Origin of the sequence: Enterococcus sp. AZ079 (genome assembly GCF_050547255.1) — a bacterium.
Taxonomy (GTDB): Bacteria; Bacillota; Bacilli; order Lactobacillales; family Enterococcaceae; genus Enterococcus_D; species Enterococcus_D casseliflavus.
This window is the reverse complement of record NZ_CP172955.1, coordinates 1,373,087-1,395,169: the sequence shown is the minus strand read 5'-3', so window position 1 is coordinate 1,395,169 and position 22,083 is coordinate 1,373,087. Positions and strand designations below refer to the sequence as shown.

Sequence of the window (22,083 nt, the reverse complement as noted above, 5' to 3'; positions counted from 1 at the left end):
TAATAGTCATTTAGACATGCCATTGTTTCGCCAGTGTATCCATGATCAATTTGCGTTTTCCTCGGCTGATAGGCAACTCTGCTTCTCCAACGATCACAGTCGAATGATTAATACCCGTGATATGCCTCAGATTGACAATAAACCCGCGATGGATTCTCAAAAAACGATCCGGTTGTAACTGCTGCTCCAATTCCCGCATGACACCGATCGATTCCAATTCTTGATCAGTTAATTTAAAAATCAATTTATGTCCTTGGCTTTCCACGTACTGAATCGCATCTTGATTGACGCGATAATAATTCTGTCCGGCTTTGATACGCAGAAAACTGTCTTCTTTCATCTTCAGTCGCTTGATTGTTTTTTTTAAATACTCCGACAACGAATAATAATTAAAGGGTTTAAGGATATAGCCAATTGCATTGACATCATAGCCTTTGACTGCATATTGCGCCGTACTGGTAATAAAAATGACGAAGACATCAGAATCCCGCTTGCGAATTTCCTCGATCGCTGACATTCCATCGATCAATGGTAGATGGATATCCATCAGCAGCAAATCAAATTCCGAGTCATAACGTTCTACGAAATCATACCCATCATGAAAGGTTTCTACTTGAAAAACGACTCCTTCTTTTTCTTGAAATGTCTGTAAATATGACAAGAGCTGTTGCCGATATTCTTCTTGATCTTCCACGATTCCAACACGGATCATGCGCTCACCAGCCCGCTGCGTTTTTTTATAGTCATAGTGTTTAATCTCCCTTCTTTAAAAAAGTAAAGCGTTTTTTTCGTCGTTTTTCTTATTTTATTTTAACATAATTTGTTATTTATGAAGCGATTATTTTTACGCAGGAAAAGCATAGAGAACGAGCGCTTTCACGTCTTCTCTATGCTTTATTTTTATCGCTTTACTCGGTAACTGTTTTCTTCTGTCCAACATCGAAAAAGGCTGCGATGACAGAGATCAACCAAGTGGCTACGAAGATAACAATGATCATGATGGCTTGAGAGCCAGCATCGAACGCCGCTTCATTGTTCATTTCAAGGTTAGAACCGAAAATATAGCCAAAGGATTCAAGTCGCATGCTGATGAAGCGCACACCACCTAAGATAATCAATAAACTAGCTACGATACGGCTGATATCAGCTGCCATTAACAGTGATTTGGTTTTTGCATAAAAGGATAGCCCAATCGTCAAAAGCAGGAATACTAGCGCTGCTGCTAACAAATACAGAACATTGACTTGCATGTCTTGATAATACGCTTTATTAACGTTGGAGATATACAAGAAGACCAAACTCGTCGTGACGACGAAAACCAGCAGATAGATATACAAACTGATTTTTTGTTTCTTTAACATTGTCATCATTGTTCCGCTCCCTTCTTCTTCATTGAAATAAAGACATAGCCACCAAAGCTAATAACTGCTACTGCAAGGCCGCCATAGATTCCGACGGTCATGGCTGTCTCCCACCATGGCGTAATTCGGATCGTCTGAACATTTTGGGCGGCACTTTGGGCATAGGCATATAATTGATACTTCATGTTTTCTCTCGCTTGTTCAACAAATTGCGCATCTTGGGCTGCCAAATCAACGGTCAGATAAGGCCAAGCCTCTAAGACATTCGCCATCGTCTCATTTGAGGCAAAATCTGCCATCATCGTAACGCCTGCCATAATAATGGATTCTGGACGGAAGTAGCCGTTGTTGTTGACCATATCTGTCGTCAGTAAGCCATTGAAGCCCCACTCTTCTCGTAAAATATTGATCAACATTGGGACAGAATTATTCCCGTTCGTTGCACCGATCCGGCTGAAGGTCACCATTGCGCCTAACGCGCCGGCATCTTCAAATGATCCTTGGAAGGCACGTAAATCACCTTCACGGGCTTTTTGCTCCGTCATATAAGGCGCGATGCCACTTCGTTGTGTTTCTTGATCATTAAATGCCAGATGTTTTGGACCAATAATGATTCCGTAGTCCAAGGCACCTTTGACTGTATTTGCCGACATATAATTAGACAACATTGGGTCTTCAGAATAGTATTCATGGTTTCTTCCATTGTAAGGGGTCCGATGAATATTAGCTGCTGTGCCCCAAATCAAGTAATTTCCACTCCATAGACCGTCATTACCAAGTAAGTTGCCCCATTCTTCTGCCAGCTCATGACTAAAGGTGCTGCCGATGATCGTAGCATTTGCCATCGTTCCTAGATGGTAATCTGCATTTTCATCCTCTTCATTTAACCCTCGACCACTTAGCGTTGTGCCGAAACCATTCGGACCGTCATTTTGATAAACGAGTGGCGAATTGATTTCTTCAATGACATCACTCGTACTTCCACCTTTAGCGATTCGCGGTATCAAGATGTCTAAAGGAATCTGATTAACTAGCTGATCCCAACGAATATCATCAATGTCAGTAACCCCTGCCATATCAGAAAACATCAATGGGTCTTCGATTCCATCTACATTGGCTTCCCCATTTTCCGTAAATTGATAGTTTTCATTCGCAAGGTTTTGGACCCATTCTTCCACTTTGTCACCGTCGATCGTCAAATCGTCATAGGTTCGAGGAAAAGTTCCTGCCCAATCTTGTCGAGTAAGATAGGTGGCATAGTCTGGTTTGTAGTAGTTGATGTCGGCATCTTCCAGCTGATTCACGATCGCTGTGCCATTTTCAGAATAAGCAAATGTTTCTTCGTCAACGGTTCCTTCTTCACCGATCGCCACACTCACTACCTGAGCTTCATTTCCATCGGTATCATGCCCTTTAGCTGCCAATACTGCATTGACGGCTTCGTGTGCTCCATCACCAACAGCAAAATAATAATCGCCGCCATCTAAAATATACCCGCCTAATCCGTCTTTCGCTGTCGAATCCCAGCTAGCCATATATTTCATGTCAACTTCGATCGTAACTGTTTGTGATTCAGAAGGCTCTAATAGCTCTGTTTTCTCAAATCCGATGAGATTGACAGCTGCCTTTTCGATGTTTTGCTCACGATTATAGTCCGTGTATGGCGCATTAAAGTATAGCTGGCTAGCAAATTTACCGCTTACATTTCCTGTATTGGTAACAGTCACTGTCGCAGTTACTTTATTGTTTTCTTCGTCGATATCGATCGCATCTAAACGCTGGTCAAAGGTCGTATAAGAAAGACCAAACCCAAAATCATAGGTCACTTCATTGGCATAATCCCAAACATCTGCCCCATCGATCGCACCGACGTTGCTATCGGCTTGTCCAGCACCGACCACTGTATCATAATAGCGGGTTTCATAATATTTATAACCGGTATAAATTCCTTCGGCTTGGATCAAGTAGTGGTCGGCAGCTAATGACGCATCCCCACCAAAGCTTCCTAAAGGAGAAGTTGCTGACAGTTCCCCCATCAAGGATTCCTCAAAACGAATTTGAGATAGATCATCCAACTCAATTTTACCAAAATTCTGCATCGCAGGGGAATTCGCAGTTGCAACAGCATAGGTGTCCGTCAAACGTCCTGAAGGATTGACTGCTCCCGTCAAAATATCGGCAACACCTAAGAAGCCATAAGCACCAGGGAACCCAACGTACAAAATAGCATCGATGGCATCGTCTTTTTCCAGCTCGTCGATTTCCATCGTCGAACTGCTGTTGATCATAACGATCACGCGATCGAAGTTTTCTTTCGCAAGCTCAATCAAGGCTTTCTCGTTTTCAACTAGACCTAGCGGCGTATCCGTACCATAAACTTCTTGATCGATGCCTTTTTCTCCAGGATAGTAATCACTGCCCTCAGAGCCTGGTCGTGAAATCACCACAATGGCGGCATCATTATACTCAGCAAAGCTTTCTGTAAAGTCGGAATCATCATTTTGCGCCGTCTCATAAAGATCTGTTGCTGGTTCAGATGGTTCATAAGGGGTTGAAAAATTAGCTGGACGATGCCCGTAGATCGGAACGGTATTCCCAAAACGCTCAAAAGAGCCGGTCTGGATCTCCCCCAGACCATTGTAGATCTCCGTCATCGTAGGATTTAATTCAAATCCCCGTTCTTCTAAAGCTTCTTGCAGATTGATTTGGGAATCGCCAACAACGGTACTCCCCATTGGCCCACCTAAAAATGGATAAGCACTCCCCATCCCCAACAAGGTGACCCGATTCTCTGTTTCCGCTAGGGGCAACGCTTGATTTTGATTTTTTAATAAAACGGTCCCTTCTGCTGACATTCGTTCACCCAGGTCACGATGTGCTTGGATCAGCTCCGCACTAGTTTCGTAATCAGAAGTGAATTTGTCATCATTGATGATTTTGGTACTTGAAGTCCCAAGGGCACCATCAATGATCGGGCGCCACTGATCCGCAACGCCGGTCAAGCCCATCAAAGCACCTGACATCGATAATGACAGTGCAGTCATCCCTCTGCATAGTCGTGATAGATTTTGATTCATGTAGATTTCCTCCCTTTTTTCAACTCATGTTTTCCCTTTGGATACGTTTCTTGAATGGTATTTTCTTATCTACTCCCTCCTTTAGGTTTTCATCGCTTCTTGCGATTGTTTTGCCCGTTGTTCTTCTAAAATCAATCGTTCTTGGGGATCGATCCATTCTCCGCCAGATTGGAGAACCTTTTCCTTCTGACTAGCTAAGATCAGCGCCTGATCTTCTTTCGTGTGCTTTTCTACGGTTAGAAAAAGGAGCAAGATCGCAATACCCGCATAACAAATCAACTCAAACCCTAAAAATGCCCAAACAAGAACGGACGAAACTTGTGCGTTTTGGGTGATAGCAGTCGGGTCATAGCCGCTGAGCGTCAGCAAACTGTTGACTAAGGCATTCCCAACCCCTGTCAGACCTACCATGATCGAACCGTAAACAGACATCGTAAACCCATCGCTACGAAAGCCATTTTTGGCTTCTAAGTGATCCAGCACATCTGAAAGTAGCGCTAGTGTCACAAACATCGCAGGCACAGCACCGATCCCTTTTAAAACTAAACCGATGGCAACCGTTGTGAAATCATGGACATCGATAAAACTGATCAGGCCACCTACCACAGCAAAAACGATCCCTAGCAAAACGGAATTGCGTTTACCCAGTTTGTTTGCCAGCGGCCATGCCACCAACATCCCAATTGCGGTCGGTAAACCAGCGATCAAACCTAGTGAGCCCATTGCGACACCGGCAGAGGCTTCGTCGACCACGGAACTAAACATCCAGCGAGCGTAATACCCCATCGATCCGTTTTTTACGAGCCCACCGAACTGGAACAAGAAGAAATAAGAGATGATCAACCACCAATACTTATCCGAAATACAGGCGGAGAACTGCTTTTCCAAAGAAATCTTCTCTTCTTTGATCGCTAGTTTGGCGTTTTCTTCAGTGATTCGTTCTCGGGTAAAGTAATACTCTAAGAAAATGGCTAGAAACGTCGTGACACATAAAAAGATCATCATCACGCGCCAGTTGTTATAGCTAGCTGCTCGATCGATCACACCCTCCGTCGAAACGAAAAGATAGCTTTGTAACAAGATCGGCACTAAGATACTTCCGCCTAACCCGACAGCCGCTACACCCGAGGCATTAGAAAATGTCGCTAATTTGCCGCGCTGATTACTATCTCGTGTGGATAAGGCGACCATGGAACTATGTGCTGTGTAAAAGAATGGATAGGCTACGGCGTAATAAAAATTATAGGAAAACGCCAGCCAGATCATCTGTAACGTCGGGGATGCGTTCGTTGGTGTAATGAATAGAAATACGATCGCTATCACCAATAACGGTGCAGAAATCAACATATACGGTCGAGCTTTTCCCTGGCTGGTTCGCGTATTATCGATCAATCGACCAACGAATAAGTTACCCAAAATGACAAAGACCACTGAGATTAATGGTAATAAGGCTGAAAAATGCCCGAACTGATTTGTATCTGTCCAACCAATCACATCTGAATAATAACGGTTCAAATAGGCACCGAAGATCGCATTGGAAAGCAATGCCAAAAAAGGCCCAATAAAATATCCTAGAAAAACTTCTTTCTTTTCGACTTTTGCGGTGGTGATTTTGGTCTTGAAGGCGGGCGCTTCAAAGAGTGTTTTGACTTTCATGCGCTGCTTCCTCCTATTGCTTCTGAAAAATGATACTGTCCGTTGGTCAACTGATGGCGCTGACCACTAGGCATTTGTAAATAAGCGGTCGTCCCGATAGGTACCTGCACTTCAATCGAAAAGTAACCATCAGCGATCTGCCAATTGCTGATAATTTCGCCATAACTACACCTTACTTTCGTCTTAGCAAAGGTCAGATCACCACCAATGATCGGTCGCACAGTGAACGCTTGATAGCCGCCTTTGATCGGTTCGATCCCGGCGATCCGCCGATAGAAAAAGTCACCGACTGCCCCGCTGGCATAATGATTGAAGGAAACCATTCCATTGGTTCCATCATCGGCACCCGTATTACTAGTACCGTCTTCTCTCAAGGCATCCCAGCGTTCCCAAATCGTTGTGCCGCCAGCTTTTACTTGAAAAAGCCAAGATGGGCAGGTATCTGTTAAAAGCATTCGATAGGCTTCTTCTACATACCCATTATCTGCCAATGCAAACAAAATGTACGGGGTACCAGGAAAACCGGTGCCGATATGATATTCGTTTTCTCGTACCAAACGTGCCAGGTTGGCTGCCGCTTTTTTCGCATCTGTCTCTGAAAGCATTTGGTAATACAGCGGTAAGACGTACGCAGTTTGAAATTCTTTTTTCACACGGGCATCTTTGTCCATCAGTAATTGGCGATAAGCAGTGGATGTTTCATGAAAAATTTTCTGATAGTACGTGCTATCTTCAGAATAGCCCAAGATCGTTGCAATCTGTGCTAAAAGATTGCTGGTATTGGCAAGGCTAGCCGTGCCTGTCCATTTGCCCCGCAGCATCCACGTCCAAAGTTTGCCTTCAGGGGCGACCCAATCGCCATAATGATGCAGCAAACGCCAAATTCGTCGGTGCTTGCCAAAGGAAAACAGTTGTGCCCAAAACAGACACGCTTTGTGGTATTTCTTCATCGCATGGTATGTGGTGCGCAGGATTTCTGGATCACCACTACTTAAGTACTCCGCCCATGGAACCAAAATCACGGCATCTCCCCAGTGATCAACGGCCATTGGGATCATGATCTCCCATTGAAAAGGCACGACCACCAGCGGTACGGTTACTGGAATTCCGCCACTTTTTCTTTGTTCTGAACGGACATCTTGAAGCCACTTCTCATAAAAACGACGCATATCAAAGTTAGTAGAAGCCGTTCGAGCAAACAAAGCAATATCCCCGGTCCAGCCCATTCGTTCATCCCGTTGGGGGCAATCGGTGGGAATATCGACAAAATTAGATTTTGCTCCCCACAAAATGTTACTTTGCAGCTGATTCAACTGAGGATTAGAACAAGTAAAAGAGCCGGTTTCCCTTACGTCAGAATACAAAGCGATTCCTTCAATGGTGATTGCTTCTGGATCGATTCCTTCGACACTCAGATAGCGAAAGCCCATGTAGGTCAACCGTGGCTGATAGACTTGCTTTCCCTCCTTGCAGGTGTAAATAATTGCTTGCTTCGCAGTCCTGAGCGGTTCGGTAAACAGTTCGCCATCCATCAAAATCTCAGCATGTCTGATCGTTAGTTTCTGACCTTCATTTCCTTGAATGGTCAGCTTGACAATACCGGCAAAGTTTTGCCCCATGTCATAGAGCCATTTTCCACTCGGTGATCGTGTAATTGACTTCGGCTCAAAAACCTCATGCTCTCGCACAGGTACACCAATTTGGGCAATGATCCGCGGCTTGATTTTGACTGTTTCAAGGGAAGCTGGTTGCCACGAGCGTTGCGTTTCATGGAACCGTGCATCGTAAATTTCGCCGTTGTAAAATTCCGCCTCTTTTAACGGACCCTCCATTGCTGTTTGCCAGTTTGTATCAGTAACGATCTTCTCAAAAGACCCATCACTGTATTCAATGTGAACCTCCGCTAAAAAGGCTTGTCTTTTGGCATAGACGCGGTTGCGTCGTGCGTAGGTAAACGCACCAGAAGCCCATCCTCCTGCCACGACAACTTCCATTTCGTTGCTCTTTGCCAACTGTTTTGTGATGTCATACGTTTGATACTGCAACTGATGTTTATAAGAGGTGAAACCTGGAGCAAAATAGTCGTGACCAATTTTTTCTCCATTAAGGGTCATCTCATAGATCCCTAACGCTGTGGCATAAATCCGTGCCTTGACAACTGACTTTTCACAGGTAAAGGTATGTTTGAAGTACATCGGTTTTGGTGATGTTTTCTTCTCCGTAAAACGATAACTTCCATTGGTGATCCATGATGCTGCAAATGAACCGTCCATCTTCCCCGTCTCAAAATCGCAACTGGCTGCTGCTTGATTTCCTTGATCATCTTCTACTGTCAAATGTACGGTATAGGTGGAGAAAGGCTTCAATGGCGGACCATCGTAATAATGATGATTCCCACTGGTCGCATCACACGTCCATTCCCCCAGCGTTAAGACTGCTTTTTTGATCGTTGTATTTTGTCTTTGACTGGCAACGGTATAGGAAAAACAAGGATTGGACTTATCAGTGACGCATTCTTTTTCTAAATCTTCAACAGTAAAACGCGTAATCTCTAGCATACATCCTCCTTTATTTCGTGTCATTGCTTTTTTTCACTACTTCGTTTATCTGAATGGCTGTACGCTCAGACCTACTTCCGTCAGCTACCATCAGTTCGATTTCGTTTGCTTCAGAATCAGCTTGCACGATCGCTAGTGCTTCGCCATAATAGGTTTTCGTTTTCGAACCAGTATAGCCTTCTGGGTTGTAAGGACAAGCATGACCTAACCCTAATAGCTTACCGCCTTTGACCGAAACCGCGACTTCATGGTTTTCCATCGGCTTTAAAATGCCGTTGCGATCGGTATACCGCAAACGAATAAAGGCCAACCCTCGAGGAGAAACAGTACTACTTTCAGGTTCAAGCGTTAACTGAGTTTCTTTTTGTGCGGTCACTAAAGAACTACGGCCAATTTCTTGCTCATTTTCGTCATAAGCAACAACGGTCAATGTGCCACTTTGATAAGTGGTCTTGACGACGGTTCGACAATCATTTTTCATTTTTTTCTTAACGACAAGCTGATCATTCAAATAAAGAGCGATTTGAGCCGCTCGAGCATAGACTTCGACTTCGGCTTTCTGACCTTCGCAGCCCGGCCAAGTCCAAGAAGGCATCGCATCCGTCAATTTCCATGCGGATGGTGAATGTTTGCCTTTTTGATAAACAGGCTTCACCGCTAAAAGGGGCGTTGTGGTTTTTTCGAATGCCACTTTTGTGTAAAGGGTTTCGCCACCTGCTGCACCAGTGATATCCAAGCGACCGCTTCCAGCGGTCAACCAACCAGCTGGACTGGCATTTTTAGGATAGGCATCTTCATAAACCCACGAACCAATACCGGCTTCACCGATATAGTCCATGCCTGCCCACACGAAATCTCCAATAATTCGAGGGTGTTTTTTTGCCAGTTCCAAGAAATAAAAAGCATCCTTACAGAAAGTTTCTGTCCCTAAAATCAGCCGCTTCGGATATTTTTTCAAGTCTTTTTTATAGCGTAAAATGCCGTAATTGTAGCCGGCTATGTCCATATTGGCAAATGATTCATAGGTCGTACGGTCACTTCCTCTGAGGGTTGCCCCCAACTTCATGGTCTTATCGCCCAACAAACCAGCCAGCTTATTATAAAACTCACTTCCGACAGCTTTTTTCTTTTCTTTTTGGGCTTTTTCATCAGTATAGACCCCAAAGCCTAGTGAGCTTAGATAATTGAAAAAGATGTTGACACCACATGTTACCGGTCGCGTTGGGTCCAACCCATGCAAATGTTCCGTTAACTCTTTCGTCAGCTCGATTCCCCGTGGCTCGGCTGTTTCCGAGACTTCATTCCCCGTCGAATAGAGGATCACGCTAGGATGATTAAAATCTTTGTCCACCATATCAGCAAGATCCTGACGCCACCAATCACTAAAATCATTGGCATAATCGTAACGGGTTTTATGGGTGTACCACATATCGACATATTCATCCATGACCAGCATTCCCAACTCGTCACAAGCATCAAGTAGTGCTTTTGAGCAAGGATTATGAGCTGAACGAATCGCATTATAGCCAGCTTCTTGCAAGAGTTTGACTTTTCGTCTTTCGGCATCTGGAAAAGCAGCGGCGCCTAACAAACCGTTGTCATGATGTATACAGGCACCTTTTAAAATGCGACGAACCCCATTAATCAAAAGCCCCGCTTCCGAATCCCATGTCAGCGTTCGTAAGCCGAATCGAGTTTGATACTGACTGCCTTCATACTCAATTTGACACTGGTATAAGTTCGGCTCTTCTGGTGACCATGCCTTTGCATTGGGCAGCGGTAGGTTGATCTGTGCTGATCTGTCGATCGAGACATTTGACCTTGCAATCACTTCCTCCCCATCGATAATCGAGACCAGCGCTTCGCCTTTACTGTTGGATTTTAAAGTCAATGAAATGACTGGTGGTTTTGTTGATACAGTAGTGATTTTTATGCCATTTAGCAAAAGATGCTTTTTCGGTAAAACGAGTAGATTGACGGGACGGTAAATCCCTGTACCCGTATACCAGTGACTATTTGGCTGATCGGAATTTCGAGCAATGACCTCTATAGTATTTTCCGATCCAAAATGCAAAAACGCATCCGCTTCAACATAAAAGTTGGTGTATCCGTATGGACGAAAACCAGCCTTTTTTCCGTTGATGATCACTTCGGCGTTGCGATAGACTCCTTCAAATTCAAAAACGACTTTTTTTTCTTGGTAGTCCTCAGGCACGAAAAATGTTTTCTTATAGAGGTAATCAAGCCCTTCATACCAGCCGATGTTGGCAGCGCCTAAACTCGATTCGCTTCGTGGCTCTTCGCGCATTGCATCATGTGGGATGGAAACAGGTTTCTGATTGTTTGTGCCTAAAACACCACAGACCCAACCTTCATTAAAATTTATGATCTCCAAAAGAATCCCTCTTTCTTCCTCAATTCTTTACGAAACCAATTATAGCGTGCACAACAAGCGAAAAAACGCTTTCTCACGAATGGTCGACTTTTTTGCACGAACGGTTATGATTCTAAAAATAAAAAGGACAAACCTCATTTATCCGTAAGGTTTGTCCATAGTATTGAAACGATCTCATCTAATATAAGTTGCATCAATTAAAGCCATAAAATTTTTGAGCAAGGTGGTAAAAGCCTAAGGAAGCTTTTCGCCCGATGGCTCCTGGAAAATGGACGCCGTGTCCTAAGAGACCGAACCGTAAACGAAAATACAACAGCTGATCTCGAGAGCGAATCAACTTCCAAAGATCCTTTTTCTTTAGCAAACTTTCTTTCGACCCTTCTTTGATCAACAAAATCGTTGAAACAGTTGTGATTGCTTCTAAATATCGTCGCATATAACGAGTGACTTCTTTGCCAGCTTGATCCAGTGAAAGATAGTAATCGATCATTGTCCGATTGACTTTCAATTGCTGGTCGATACGACTGATCATCACTTTTTCATTGACGGACTGATCCGATCGACCAATATAATAGCGATAAAAATCGACATTTAAGTAGACCATTTTTTTGACGTACGGCAATGGTTCATAGACATACAGATTATCTACATAAAAGGTATGTTTGGGCAACTGTAGGTTTGCTTTTTCTAATACGCTTTTGCGATAGATCACTGAGTGCATCAATAGGTACTTACTGAACGGAAAACGCACGTCCGCCCAGCCGAATGGTTCATTTTCTGTCAAGAAGCGCTGATAATGGATGCAACGCTTGTTTTTCTTCCACTGGGTTTCATAGACGTAATTACTGATAACCATATCGATCGAATTTGCCTGTGAATCGCTTGTCAAAAAGGTCAAAATTTGTCGATACGCCTCTTCATCTACCCAATCGTCGCTATCTACGATTTTGATAAAGGTGCCACTAGCAACTTCTAAGCCCGTATTGATCGCTTGACCATGTCCGCCGTTTTCTTGATGGACTGCTTTGATTTGCTTTGGGTAAGAACGCTGATAGCGTTCAGCGATCGCTCCGGTTTGATCATGGGACCCGTCATTTACAATAATGATCTCAACGGTTTCCCCTCCTACTAATAATGAATCAATACAGCGTTCCATATAATCTTGCGAATTATAGCATGGAACAATTATACTTAAAGTTTTCACGCTTGATCCCTTCCCCACATTTAACTTTTTTGCTTCTTTCCCCAAAGTGTTGCAGCAGATTTATTTTTGTCTTTTGAAAAACATGAAACCATCAGTGAAGCTGCGATAGTTGTTTCTTATACTTTCTTTGTAGCTTTTTGTTGCGGATAAATGCCCGACAAAGCCCGAAGCTTCCTTTGAAGAAGTGCCCGTTGCATATAATCAACAATTGGTCGATCATTGCCATGCTGACCATCCCATTGGTCATTTTGGCGATGCCACGAAACGGCATGTTCCAAATGAACAATAAGTTTAGATCCAATTTTCCTTTTTTTTCGTTGCGCTTCCTCATGGTATTCAAGACAAGAAAAACCAAACGACCTAGAGGACTTTTTGCCTGCTGCAACTCTGCAATAGTACTGTTTTTGGCTAATGGCTGATCGCTTGATTCTTGCGGTAATGGTTGGTTCAAAAACTGTGCAAAATCATGTAGCGTTGCTTGTTCGATCCGCTCAGGATAAATAGCTTGTTCGTTCACCGTTCTTTGTCGTAAAGTGGCGGCTTTCTGATCGATCAAAAGCGTGCCTTGAAGTTGGCTCTCTTCACAATTCCCACCAATAAATAGGGTATATTCTCCTGCCTCAACTGCCCAGCAATTTTGTTGGCTGTCATAAACACGAAAGGTCTTATCATCAAAAGGCAATGTGACCGTGCGTTTTTCACCACTGGCTAAGGCTACTTTTTTGAATCCTTTTAATTCTTTTTTCGGTCGCATCAGTTGACTTTCTTTCAAACCAACATACAATTGGACTACTTCTTCACCATCTCTGTCTCCAACATTTTCAATTGTAAATTTTACCTGATTTTCTTCAATGATTAAACCACTATAAGCAAATTCCGTATAACTTAGACCGTAGCCAAACGGAAACAAAATTGGTTTTTTAAACGTGTCATAATAGCGATAGCCAACAAACAGTCGCTCTTTGTAATAGGCAAAGCGGCTTGTTGCTGGGAATTCTTGACCGAACAAAACGTCGTCATAGGAATATGGATAACTTTCTGCTAGTTTTCCGCTCGGATTATATCGACCGAAGATCACATCCAGCATCGCAGAAGCGCCTGCTTGTCCACCTAAGTAGCCATGAAGCACACCAGCAGCTTTATCCAGCCAGGGCATTTCAACAACCCCTCCCGCCGATAAAACAACGATTACTTTTGCAGTCGTCTGACAAAGTTTTTCAATCAACTGATTTTGATTTGCGGGCATCGCCAACGTCTCACGATCGATCCCTTCACTTTCATAGCTCTCATCAAGTCCGGCAAAGACCAGCACCACCTCACAGTCATCTGCTAAAGAAACAGCTTCTTCGATCAATGCTGCTTGTTCTGTTGCTGTTTTACTACTACTTTTTCGGACATAGCCTTGTGCATAACCTGCCATTTCAGGAGTATAATCGCCAATCTTTTCTAAAATCGACTCGACTTGTTTCGCATTTACCATCGAAGACCCCGCACCTTGGTACCGAGGTGTTTGAGCAAAATCGCCAATAATTCCAACCTTTTGCTTAGGATTTAAAGGCAAGCAGTTGTCATCATTTTTAAGCAGAACCACGCTGCTTCTGGCTGCTTCTCTTGCGACTGTATGATGCTGTGCCCAATCGATCGCATCTGTTCCAGATTGCTTCTTCGTCTCTGAGAAGACCGCTGCTAGTTCAGCAACCCGTACATCAAGCTCCGACTCAGCCAAACGATTCCTTTCAATTGCTTCAATAATTTCTTGTGCGCCAGCGATCCCTTGCCCTGGCATCGCCAAATGACAGCCATTTCTGATCCCTTCGACATGGTCATTATCCCCGCCCCAGTCGGAGACAACAAAGCCAGCAAATCCCCATTCATCTCGGAGAATCTCTTGTAATAAGCGTTTGTTTTCATTGGCGTAAATGCCATTGATCATATTATAGGCGCTCATGATACTTTTAGGTTTTCCTTCAGTGACGGCGATTTCAAAATTTGTTAAATACATTTCTCGTAATGTCCGCTCATCAACGATGGAATCCGATGCCATTCGTCTCGTTTCTTGACTATTGACAGCAAAATGCTTCGGGCAGGCAATCGTCCCGTTTTCTTGAATACCTCTGATATTTGCAGCCGCCATTTTCCCTGCCAAATAAGGGTCCTCACTGAAATACTCAAAATTGCGCCCGCCTTTAGGATTTCGCTTGATGTTCAGACCTGGACCCAAAACGACATCAACCTCTAACGCTTTTGCTTCTGATCCAATACATTCACCAACCTTCGCAGCAAGTTCACAGTCCCAGCTGTTTGCAATTGTTGCCGCCGGCGGAAAACAAGTTGCTGGAACGCTTTCATTCAGCCCCAGGTGATCTGCTTCTCCCATTTGTTTACGAATACCGTGCGGACCATCTGCCATAAAAATCGATGGACAGATCGCTGGTAGCTCATGTGTCTCCCAAGTATTTTTTCCTGAAACAAACAATGCCTTTTGTAAACGTGTTAATTCTGCGATTTTTTCTTGGCTATTCATCTAAACCCAACTTTCTGCTATGTATAAATCATACGTCTATAAATCTACTAGCAGTAGTTTATCATGGAAACGCCAAGCAATGAGCGCCCTTTCATGAACGGTCGCTTTTTGCTCATGAATAACCAGCCAATTATAAAGATTCTTTGACTCTTTTAGAAAACGCTTGCTTTGATCGGTGGCAGCCTTTATCTTAGAATTTGTATATCTTAAACAAAAGCTGAGAGGAGCGAACACATGAAGACTGGCAACTACCAGTACTTGATCGTTGGTGCGGGCTTATTCGGGTCGATCTTTGCTCATGAAGCAGCCAGAAAAGGGCATCGTTGTCTAGTGATCGATAAGCGTGACCACATCGGAGGCAACTTATATACTTATCAAGAAGACGGCATCACCGTTCATCAATACGGCGCCCATATTTTCCACACGGATAGTAAACATATTTGGGCATACATGCATCGCTTTGCTGACTTCATTCCTTTTACCAATCAAGTCTTAGCGAACTATCAAGATCAATTTTATAATTTGCCTTTTAATATGAACACCTTTTATCAACTCTGGGGGGTACGAACACCGACAGAGGCACAAGCGATGATCGCTCAACAGATTGAAAGTGCTGGAGTGAAAGGAAAGCCTAAAAATCTTGAAGAACAGGCGATCCAATTAGTGGGAACCGATATTTATCGTAAGCTGATTGCCGGCTATACTCAGAAGCAATGGGGAAAGCCCCCTCGCGAGCTGCCGAGCTTTATCATTCGTCGACTGCCGATTCGTTTCACCTATGATAACAATTATTTCAATCATCGGTTTCAAGGGATTCCCGAAGGCGGCTATACGCCGATTTTTCAGAAATTATTAGATGATGATCGGATCGATGTTTGTTTGAAAACGGACTTTGAAGCTGAAAAAGCAGCCTATTTAGCACGTTTTCCTAAAATAATCTATACAAGGCTGATCGATGCCTTTTTTGACCAAAGATACGGTCCTCTAGAATATCGTTCGTTACGTTTTGAAACAACCAAACATCCATCACCAAACCTTCAAGGAAATCCCGTGATCAATTACACGGATGAACGGATTCCCTATACGCGCAGCATGGAATGGAAACACTTCGATAAGCAAGGTGATCCTGACACATCCATTCTGACCAAGGAATATCCAGCGCCATTCACGACGGATGCTGAGCCCTACTATCCAATCAATGACGAAAAAAATAACCAGCTGTATAAAAAATACAAACAGCTGGCAGCGAAACAGTCGCAAGTCTTATTCGGGGGACGTCTCGGCTCCTATCGGTATTTAGATATGGATCAAATCGTCAGTGAAGCATTAAAGCTGGTACAAAAAGAACTTACTGCGAACTAAAAAGGCTGGGCTACCGTTTTCGCTACTTAAGGACAGCGTTGACTCCCACCAGGTCCAACGAGTGGGAAACGGAGTTTCCAGCCTTTTTTTCTATGCGTATCAGTTCATCGATTATCAGATAGTACGCAAGCTTTCTTATTGATTGACGATCGCCAATAATTCTTCAAAAGCTTTCGGTGTACCGCCGATAAACAATTCCCGTCCATTCAAGGATAGCGGCTCTCCTTTGATGTTTGCCATCTTTAATCCAAGAGTTTCTAACAAAACGCCCCCTGGCGCATAATCCCATGGTGCAAGATGAGAAAGATAGCCTGCTCTTTGTCCTTTAGCGAGGGCGATCAACTCTACCCCAGCACATCCAGTCATACGAATGCCTAATGCTTTGTCACTGACCTCGGTTTCGTGGTGGCGGTTATGGATCAACATGGGTGAATTCAAGCCAACGAGACCCTCGGATAAGGCAATATCTTTCGGCGGTTCAATCTTCTTGCCATTGTTATAAACACCAATCTCTGGGCCACCCCATAAGAATTCATCTTTCATGACATTATAGACAAAGCCAAAGCGCCCTTTGCCCTCTTCATAAATCGCGATCATGATACAAAAGTTTTCTTTTTCTAACACGAAATTCATCGTTCCATCGATCGGATCAATGATGAAGACCCGTCCACTCATGTCGGCAAGTGTGTCCAGTCCGTTTTCTTCACCTAAAATTTTGGCATCCGGATCATAGGATTGGATCTTACCAATCAGAAAATCTTGCGTGGCTTTATCCAATTCTGTCACTAAATCTTTCCGTCCTGATTTTGTCTCGACCACTAAGTTTTCTTTATTTAAATTGTCTTTGATCGTTTCACCTGCAGCGATCATCCACTGGCGAACTTCATTAACGATTTCATGCATTCGTTGATCTACCCTTTCATTTTTAGTTTTCCCTCAGTCTTTTTCGCTGCCTGCACAGTATGGTATAGCGAATAGCCTGATAGTTCTTCAAATTCTCTGCCTAAACGACGTTCCTCGCCAATGCTAGGAACGACTTTCTTAAAGGCTTGATACGCCTCAAGAAACGTGCTGCTAGGAAGGCCTTTTTCATAGGCTTGTTCTAGTCGTTCCCACATCTTCATGACGACGACCATTTCATCTGTCGACCAATCTAAGTCAAGAGGATATTGATAATCCCGCATATTACCACTCCTATTCATCTTATTCAGTGTACCACAAAATTAAAAATAGGTCAGAGCCTCCGCTGCAAAAAAGGTACATCCTAGCAATGAATGTACCTCTTGTATACAAACTATTGAGATTTTTAGAAGCTGAAACCCATGAATCTCAAATAAGAAGGAAATTCCTTTGTTCTTTCAACGAGATTGCTTATTAGAAAATGACCGATTTCAAAATGATTCGTCTAGAAAAGCCTGCAAAAACAAAAAATTTTTAATGATAGTAATTGATTTCCGCCACTGTTTACTTATGAAAAACTCTGGGTAATCCGTTCCCCATTGCCATGGAATGACAAATGATCCATCTTCTTGTTGGTATTTTAAAATTTCTTGGGCTTCTTTTTTACATAATTCTTCACTAAAGATCCCAAGCAGCTGCTCTCTTGTAAAGAAAAAATTTGAAGGTTTGCTGACATAAGACGTGAACCACTCTTCTGGCTCGTTTGAGACAGTATGGCGAATTTGCTGGAATAAGATCTCGCGAAAGCGTTCATTTGCTAAAACAGGCTGATACTGGATTTCTTCACAGTCTTGTAATAATTCTAGATAGACGACTAATGTGTGCATTTCACTGGTTGGTTCCTTAAGGAAACTTGCAACTGCTGTTTCGACGATTTCTTGTGCTTTTTGATAGAGGGTAGTTTCCCCTGTTTTTAAGATCATACCAGCTAGACTTACTGTTGGGTTGTCTGCTGGCACGCCTACAGGACTCTCCCACCAAATCGCATGCGGATAGGATACCGTTGACGGCACTTGGTTGAACCATTTCCCTTCAGAAAACTCTTTTCCACTAGCTAAATACCTTAAAATCCCTTGGACTTGTGGATTTGTCGAATGAAGGCATTCAAGCTCTTTTAAAATTCGACATGCCTCCCACACTGCAATCGGTGTACTGTTGGGATTCCAATGATCAGGTTCCAAACCATGCCCATACCCACCATCTTCATTTTGGTAGAATTGTAACGCCTGTAATACAGCCTCGCGAGATCCATTTTCAAAATGATACTGCCAACGAGCAAGGTCTAAAGGGCGCGCGTTTTTGTAAATAAATTTTCGAGCATTTACGAATGCTTCCACATCTTCGCCTCCTTTGGCTTTCTTTCATTATCTCTTACTTTCCTAATGATTACAACGCTTACATCAATACCATTTCTCTGAATGACCATTCTCAAAATAGCTTCTTGGCATTTTTTAAGAAGCATACTTTTGGTGTTTCTCTTTGCATGATGTTACAGTAAGAATAACAAGAAAAAGGAGGAATTCTCTTGCGTTTAGAAAACAAAAAAATCATTGCCTTAGTCGACAATGATTTCGAAGATTTAGAACTGTGGTACCCGGTCCATCGGTTACGGGAAGAAGGCGCGCAAGTCGATTTAGTCGGTGAAGAAGCGCATAAAACGTATATTGGCAAATACGGTGTACCCGCAGAATCAGCCTATGCTTTTTCTGATATTCATGCCGATGACTACGATGCCATCTTAGTTCCAGGTGGTTGGGCGCCTGATAAATTACGACGTTTCCCAGAGGTCATCTCTTTCGTGCAAACGATGGACAAAGACGAAAAAGTCATTGGTCAAATCTGTCATGCAGGCTGGGTCTTGATTTCTGCGAATATCTTGCAAGACAAGACGGTCACCAGTACACCAGGCATCAAAGATGATATGACAAATGCTGGAGCCACATGGGTAGATACACCTGTGGTTACGGATGGACATATCGTTTCCAGCCGCCGTCCTCCAGATCTACCAGACTATATGCGGGAATTTATCGCTGTATTAGAAAAGAAATAGTACCCGTTAATCAGATTCAAAAGAGTTGCGACCGAAGCAAATACGGCCGCAACTCTTTTTTCTACCTATCGATCATTCGCTTAGGATCGCTAGTTTCTTGTTACTTTTAGGGATTTTTTTCACACCGATAAAGGTCAATGCAGCACCTAGAACGGCAAACCCAGTCCCAATCAAAAGCATTTCCCAAACACCGAAGCTTTGGATCAGCATCCCGCCCAAAAGATTGCCAATCACGCCACCGATCGTGGTAGCAATGATAATAATCGTTTGTCCAAAAACCCGATCTTCATCTGCCAAACTATGGTTGAACAAATAAGCCGAAGCTGGAATAAACAAAGCAAAACTAACCCCTTGCATCAAATGGCTCAATTCCATCAAGATAATGGAGCTGATCAACAGCATCAGCACCCCACGAATGGCAAAGGCAACACTGGAAAACAACAGCCAAAAACGGCTAGACCGTATCCTCACTAACTGTTCAAAGAAAATCATGCCTGGCAATTCGCATAACGCCGCAACCATCAGGGCGATGCCAACTTCCTTACTGCCACCGCCAATATCGGCAAAAATTTGTGCCAAAAAGCTGTTGATCATCGTGTGGAAGCTGAAAAGAAAGCTAAACCCGACAAAGAGAAAGAGTAGAAAAGGATATTTCTTCAAAAAGGCACCTGAATGACTTTGTTCTGTCAGCATCACGGGCATTTCTGGCTTCTTGATCGCTGGCAGCAAAAGCAAAATAATGAGAAACAAAACGGCCTGCCCGATAGCGATCATTGGCAAAAGGGCTGCCGAAAACTCCTCCAAGAGCTGCCCCAGTAAAAAGGAGGTCCCCGCAAATCCTAGTGACCCACCCGCACGAGAAAAGCCAAAATTGATTTTGTTGCCGCTATTCGTGTATTCAAACGCCAAGGCGTTGAGAAAGGACTGCATGGAAACGAGCAAAATCCCTCCTAAAACATAGGTCAGTATTGATAATGCAGGGAAAATCACACCTGCTAAGAGCACCGCGACCACGCCGATTGTCATCGTTTTCAAGACAACGATCAGCGGTACTTTACTTTTTTTGATAATGACTTGACTGATGAAGGGCTGCAAAATCGTAGACGCAATATTGACTAAGGCTAAAATACCGCCAATTTTTGCTGGATCGACCTTGAAATAAATCAAAAAAAGGGTCGCAAAGCCATAGATTGAGCAAAACATCATCCAATAAAGAAATTGCAAACTTGTGTAGTAAAATCGAATCCTCTTGTCACTTGCATGATTACGCATACATCTCCCACCTTATCCATATTCCTTAGCAACTAAATATAGCATAGAACCGATGGATTTACTATCCTTCTAACAACAGAAACCGCAGTTTTATTTGAAACACTAACCGACAACAAAAAAGCGCAGCATAGTATCCTGCGCTTTTCCTACTGCTTCAACTATTTAGAGCTGTTGGAAGGCTTGCGTGAGATCTTCCAATAGATCGTTGATGTTTTCCAATCCAATGGATAGGCGAATCGTCTCTGGACGAATTTTGGCTGCTGCAAGTTCTTCTACGCTAAGCTGGGAATGGGTCGTCGAAGCTGGATGGATGATCAAGGACTTTGCATCCCCGACATTTGCCAGCAAAGAGAAGAGCTTGGTTGCGCCACAAAAGGTTTTGCTTGCTTCTGCTCCACCCTTTAATCCAAAGGAAAAGACGGAACTGGTCCCTTTGGGGAAATACTCCTGCGCCCGTTCAAAATAGGGGCTGTCCAGCAGTGTTGGGAAATGAACCCAAGAGACTTCCGAGTGCTTGGCTAAAAATTCAGCAACTTGTTGCGCATTTTCTACATGACGTTCCATCCGCAACGAAAGCGTCTCGATGCCTAGCAGCAACACCCATGAATTGAAGGGAGAAATCGCAGCGCCTGTATCTCGTAAAAGAATCGTTCGTGCCCGAGTGATATAGGAAGCGTTACCAGCGGCTTCTACCCATGAGATTCCATGGTAGCTATGATCGGGATCGACCAGCTTGGGAAATTTGCCATTTGTCCAATCAAAGTTGCCGCTGTCGATAATGGCCCCTCCCAAAGCAGCACCGTGACCACCGAGGTATTTTGTCGTGGAATAAACGACGATGTCCGCCCCATGCTCAAATCCTCGAAACAGATAGGGAGTCGCAAAGGTATTGTCAATGATGAGGGGAATCCCTGCTTCATGAGCGATCGCTGCAATCTTTTTAAAGTCGGCTATATCAATATCTGGATTGCCTAAAGACTCTAGAAAAACTGCTTTAGTATTTTCTTGGATGGCTGCTTTTAGTGCTGCCAGATCTTCACTATCAACAAAGCTTGTAGTGATGCCAAAATCTGGCAACGTATGAGCGAATAAATTATAGGTCCCCCCATAAATTGAAGCAGCAGAAACGATATGATCTCCTGCTTGTGCAAGATTTAAAATCGCATAGGTGATCGCTGCTGAGCCAGAAGCCGTTGCTAACGCACCGACACCGCCTTCTAAGAGGGCTAATCGTTCTTCTAGAACAGCCGTTGTCGGATTGGTAATACGGGTATAGATATTGCCATTCTCACTAAGACTAAATCTCGCTGCCGCTTGATCTGCGTCCTCAAACACATACGATGTGGTTTGATAAATGGGTACGGCGCGACTCCCTGTGGTAGGATCTGGTGTTTGTCCTCCGTGTAATTGAATCGTCTCAAATCTTTCTGTCATACTATTCCTCCTTAATAATACAAATAAAAAAGCCCTCTGATATCGAGATATCAAAGGACGTGTTTACGTGTTACCACCTTTATTCAAGCAGACTTTCCAGCATGCTTCTCAGCAAGTACGCGACAAATTAACGTCGTTATACTCTGACGCGATAGCGGGCGCACCCGGATCTTCTTATCTTTCGTACAAGTTCAGAAGATCACCTCTGAGGCCATTTTCGATTGATTCTA

Annotated in this window: 15 protein-coding genes and 1 other annotated feature (1 of these 16 running past the window's edge); of the genes, 2 read left to right on the top strand and 13 right to left on the bottom strand. The window is 43.6% G+C overall.

From position 1 onward, the window contains the following. Positions 1-10: 10 nt before the first annotated feature. From IGJ15_RS06735 to IGJ15_RS06700, 8 genes are all read right to left on the bottom strand, one after another. Positions 11-712, bottom strand: coding sequence for a LytR/AlgR family response regulator transcription factor (locus IGJ15_RS06735; RefSeq protein WP_087627605.1), 702 nt, complete (start codon positions 710-712; stop codon positions 11-13). A 196-nt stretch (positions 713-908) separates the two neighbouring features. After that, a complete protein-coding gene (locus tag IGJ15_RS06730; protein ID WP_430599384.1) occupies positions 909-1,370 on the bottom strand; it encodes a hypothetical protein in 462 nt (153 codons plus the stop codon). Next, positions 1,367-4,438: a glycoside hydrolase family 3 C-terminal domain-containing protein gene (locus tag IGJ15_RS06725; protein WP_430599382.1), complete on the bottom strand. Its 3,072-nt coding sequence runs from the start codon at positions 4,436-4,438 to the stop codon at positions 1,367-1,369. The genes IGJ15_RS06730 and IGJ15_RS06725 overlap by 4 nt, the downstream gene beginning before the upstream one ends. 81 nt (positions 4,439-4,519) lie before the next feature. After that, positions 4,520-6,094 carry an MFS transporter gene (locus tag IGJ15_RS06720; protein ID WP_430599380.1) on the bottom strand — a complete coding sequence of 525 codons (1,575 nt, stop codon included), beginning with the start codon at positions 6,092-6,094 and terminating at the stop codon, positions 4,520-4,522. After that, the gene (locus tag IGJ15_RS06715; RefSeq protein ID WP_430599378.1) at positions 6,091-8,652 is read right to left on the bottom strand and encodes a family 78 glycoside hydrolase catalytic domain; all 2,562 of its coding nucleotides are present in this window, start codon (positions 8,650-8,652) and stop codon (positions 6,091-6,093) included. The genes IGJ15_RS06720 and IGJ15_RS06715 overlap by 4 nt, the downstream gene beginning before the upstream one ends. 10 nt (positions 8,653-8,662) lie before the next feature. Beyond that, complete coding sequence (locus tag IGJ15_RS06710; RefSeq protein WP_430599376.1) at positions 8,663-11,047, bottom strand: glycoside hydrolase family 2 TIM barrel-domain containing protein; 2,385 nt, start codon at positions 11,045-11,047, stop codon at positions 8,663-8,665. Between the two features lie 193 nt (positions 11,048-11,240). After that, entirely contained in the window at positions 11,241-12,251 is a 1,011-nt protein-coding gene (locus tag IGJ15_RS06705) for a glycosyltransferase family 2 protein (protein WP_333719242.1), read from the bottom strand. A gap of 91 nt (positions 12,252-12,342) precedes the next feature. Next, positions 12,343-14,775 (bottom strand): glycoside hydrolase family 3 C-terminal domain-containing protein, encoded by a 2,433-nt coding sequence (locus IGJ15_RS06700; RefSeq protein ID WP_430599374.1) that lies wholly within the window; start codon positions 14,773-14,775, stop codon positions 12,343-12,345. A gap of 234 nt (positions 14,776-15,009) precedes the next feature. Between IGJ15_RS06700 and glf the strand changes: the two genes are divergently transcribed. After that, positions 15,010-16,137, top strand: a complete 1,128-nt coding sequence (gene glf, locus IGJ15_RS06695) for a UDP-galactopyranose mutase (RefSeq protein ID WP_430599372.1) — start codon at positions 15,010-15,012, stop codon at positions 16,135-16,137. Between the two features lie 135 nt (positions 16,138-16,272). On the opposite strand, the gene IGJ15_RS06690 is transcribed toward glf, so the two are convergent. The 3 genes from IGJ15_RS06690 to IGJ15_RS06680 all read right to left on the bottom strand — a co-directional run bounded on the left by IGJ15_RS06690 (position 16,273) and on the right by IGJ15_RS06680 (position 18,434). Next, positions 16,273-17,040 carry an inositol monophosphatase family protein gene (locus tag IGJ15_RS06690; RefSeq protein ID WP_430599371.1) on the bottom strand — a complete coding sequence of 256 codons (768 nt, stop codon included), beginning with the start codon at positions 17,038-17,040 and terminating at the stop codon, positions 16,273-16,275. Positions 17,041-17,048: 8 nt separating this feature from the next. Further along, positions 17,049-17,321, bottom strand: coding sequence for a UPF0223 family protein (locus tag IGJ15_RS06685; RefSeq protein ID WP_140966325.1), 273 nt, complete (start codon positions 17,319-17,321; stop codon positions 17,049-17,051). A gap of 207 nt (positions 17,322-17,528) precedes the next feature. Further along, positions 17,529-18,434: a hypothetical protein gene (locus tag IGJ15_RS06680; RefSeq protein WP_430599370.1), complete on the bottom strand. Its 906-nt coding sequence runs from the start codon at positions 18,432-18,434 to the stop codon at positions 17,529-17,531. Positions 18,435-18,622: 188 nt separating this feature from the next. Between IGJ15_RS06680 and IGJ15_RS06675 the strand changes: the two genes are divergently transcribed. After that, complete coding sequence (locus IGJ15_RS06675) at positions 18,623-19,147, top strand: type 1 glutamine amidotransferase domain-containing protein (protein WP_201689339.1); 525 nt, start codon at positions 18,623-18,625, stop codon at positions 19,145-19,147. A 72-nt stretch (positions 19,148-19,219) separates the two neighbouring features. Here the strand turns inward: IGJ15_RS06675 and IGJ15_RS06670 are convergent, their stop codons facing one another. Beyond that, positions 19,220-20,419 (bottom strand): MFS transporter, encoded by a 1,200-nt coding sequence (locus tag IGJ15_RS06670; RefSeq protein ID WP_325843841.1) that lies wholly within the window; start codon positions 20,417-20,419, stop codon positions 19,220-19,222. 162 nt (positions 20,420-20,581) lie between these two features. Continuing rightward, on the bottom strand, positions 20,582-21,853 hold the full coding sequence (locus tag IGJ15_RS06665; protein ID WP_333719247.1) for an O-acetylhomoserine aminocarboxypropyltransferase/cysteine synthase family protein: 1,272 nt from the start codon (positions 21,851-21,853) through the stop codon (positions 20,582-20,584). Positions 21,854-21,903: 50 nt separating this feature from the next. Continuing rightward, positions 21,904-22,083, bottom strand: a binding site (T-box leader) (it continues 74 nt past the right edge of the window).

Bases quoted from the DNA above. Each gene is read 5' to 3' on its own strand.
- IGJ15_RS06735 (WP_087627605.1), bottom strand. From the start codon at position 712: ATGATCCGTGTTGGAATCGTGGAAGATCAAGAAGAATATCGGCAACAG.
- IGJ15_RS06730 (WP_430599384.1), bottom strand. From the start codon at position 1,370: ATGATGACAATGTTAAAGAAACAAAAAATCAGTTTGTATATCTATCTG.
- IGJ15_RS06725 (WP_430599382.1), bottom strand. From the start codon at position 4,438: ATGAATCAAAATCTATCACGACTATGCAGAGGGATGACTGCACTGTCA.
- IGJ15_RS06720 (WP_430599380.1), bottom strand. From the start codon at position 6,094: ATGAAAGTCAAAACACTCTTTGAAGCGCCCGCCTTCAAGACCAAAATC.
- IGJ15_RS06715 (WP_430599378.1), bottom strand. From the start codon at position 8,652: ATGCTAGAGATTACGCGTTTTACTGTTGAAGATTTAGAAAAAGAATGC.
- IGJ15_RS06700 (WP_430599374.1), bottom strand. From the start codon at position 14,775: ATGAATAGCCAAGAAAAAATCGCAGAATTAACACGTTTACAAAAGGCA.
- glf (WP_430599372.1), top strand. From the start codon at position 15,010: ATGAAGACTGGCAACTACCAGTACTTGATCGTTGGTGCGGGCTTATTC.
- IGJ15_RS06690 (WP_430599371.1), bottom strand. From the start codon at position 17,040: ATGCATGAAATCGTTAATGAAGTTCGCCAGTGGATGATCGCTGCAGGT.
- IGJ15_RS06685 (WP_140966325.1), bottom strand. From the start codon at position 17,321: ATGCGGGATTATCAATATCCTCTTGACTTAGATTGGTCGACAGATGAA.
- IGJ15_RS06670 (WP_325843841.1), bottom strand. From the start codon at position 20,419: ATGCGTAATCATGCAAGTGACAAGAGGATTCGATTTTACTACACAAGT.
- IGJ15_RS06665 (WP_333719247.1), bottom strand. From the start codon at position 21,853: ATGACAGAAAGATTTGAGACGATTCAATTACACGGAGGACAAACACCA.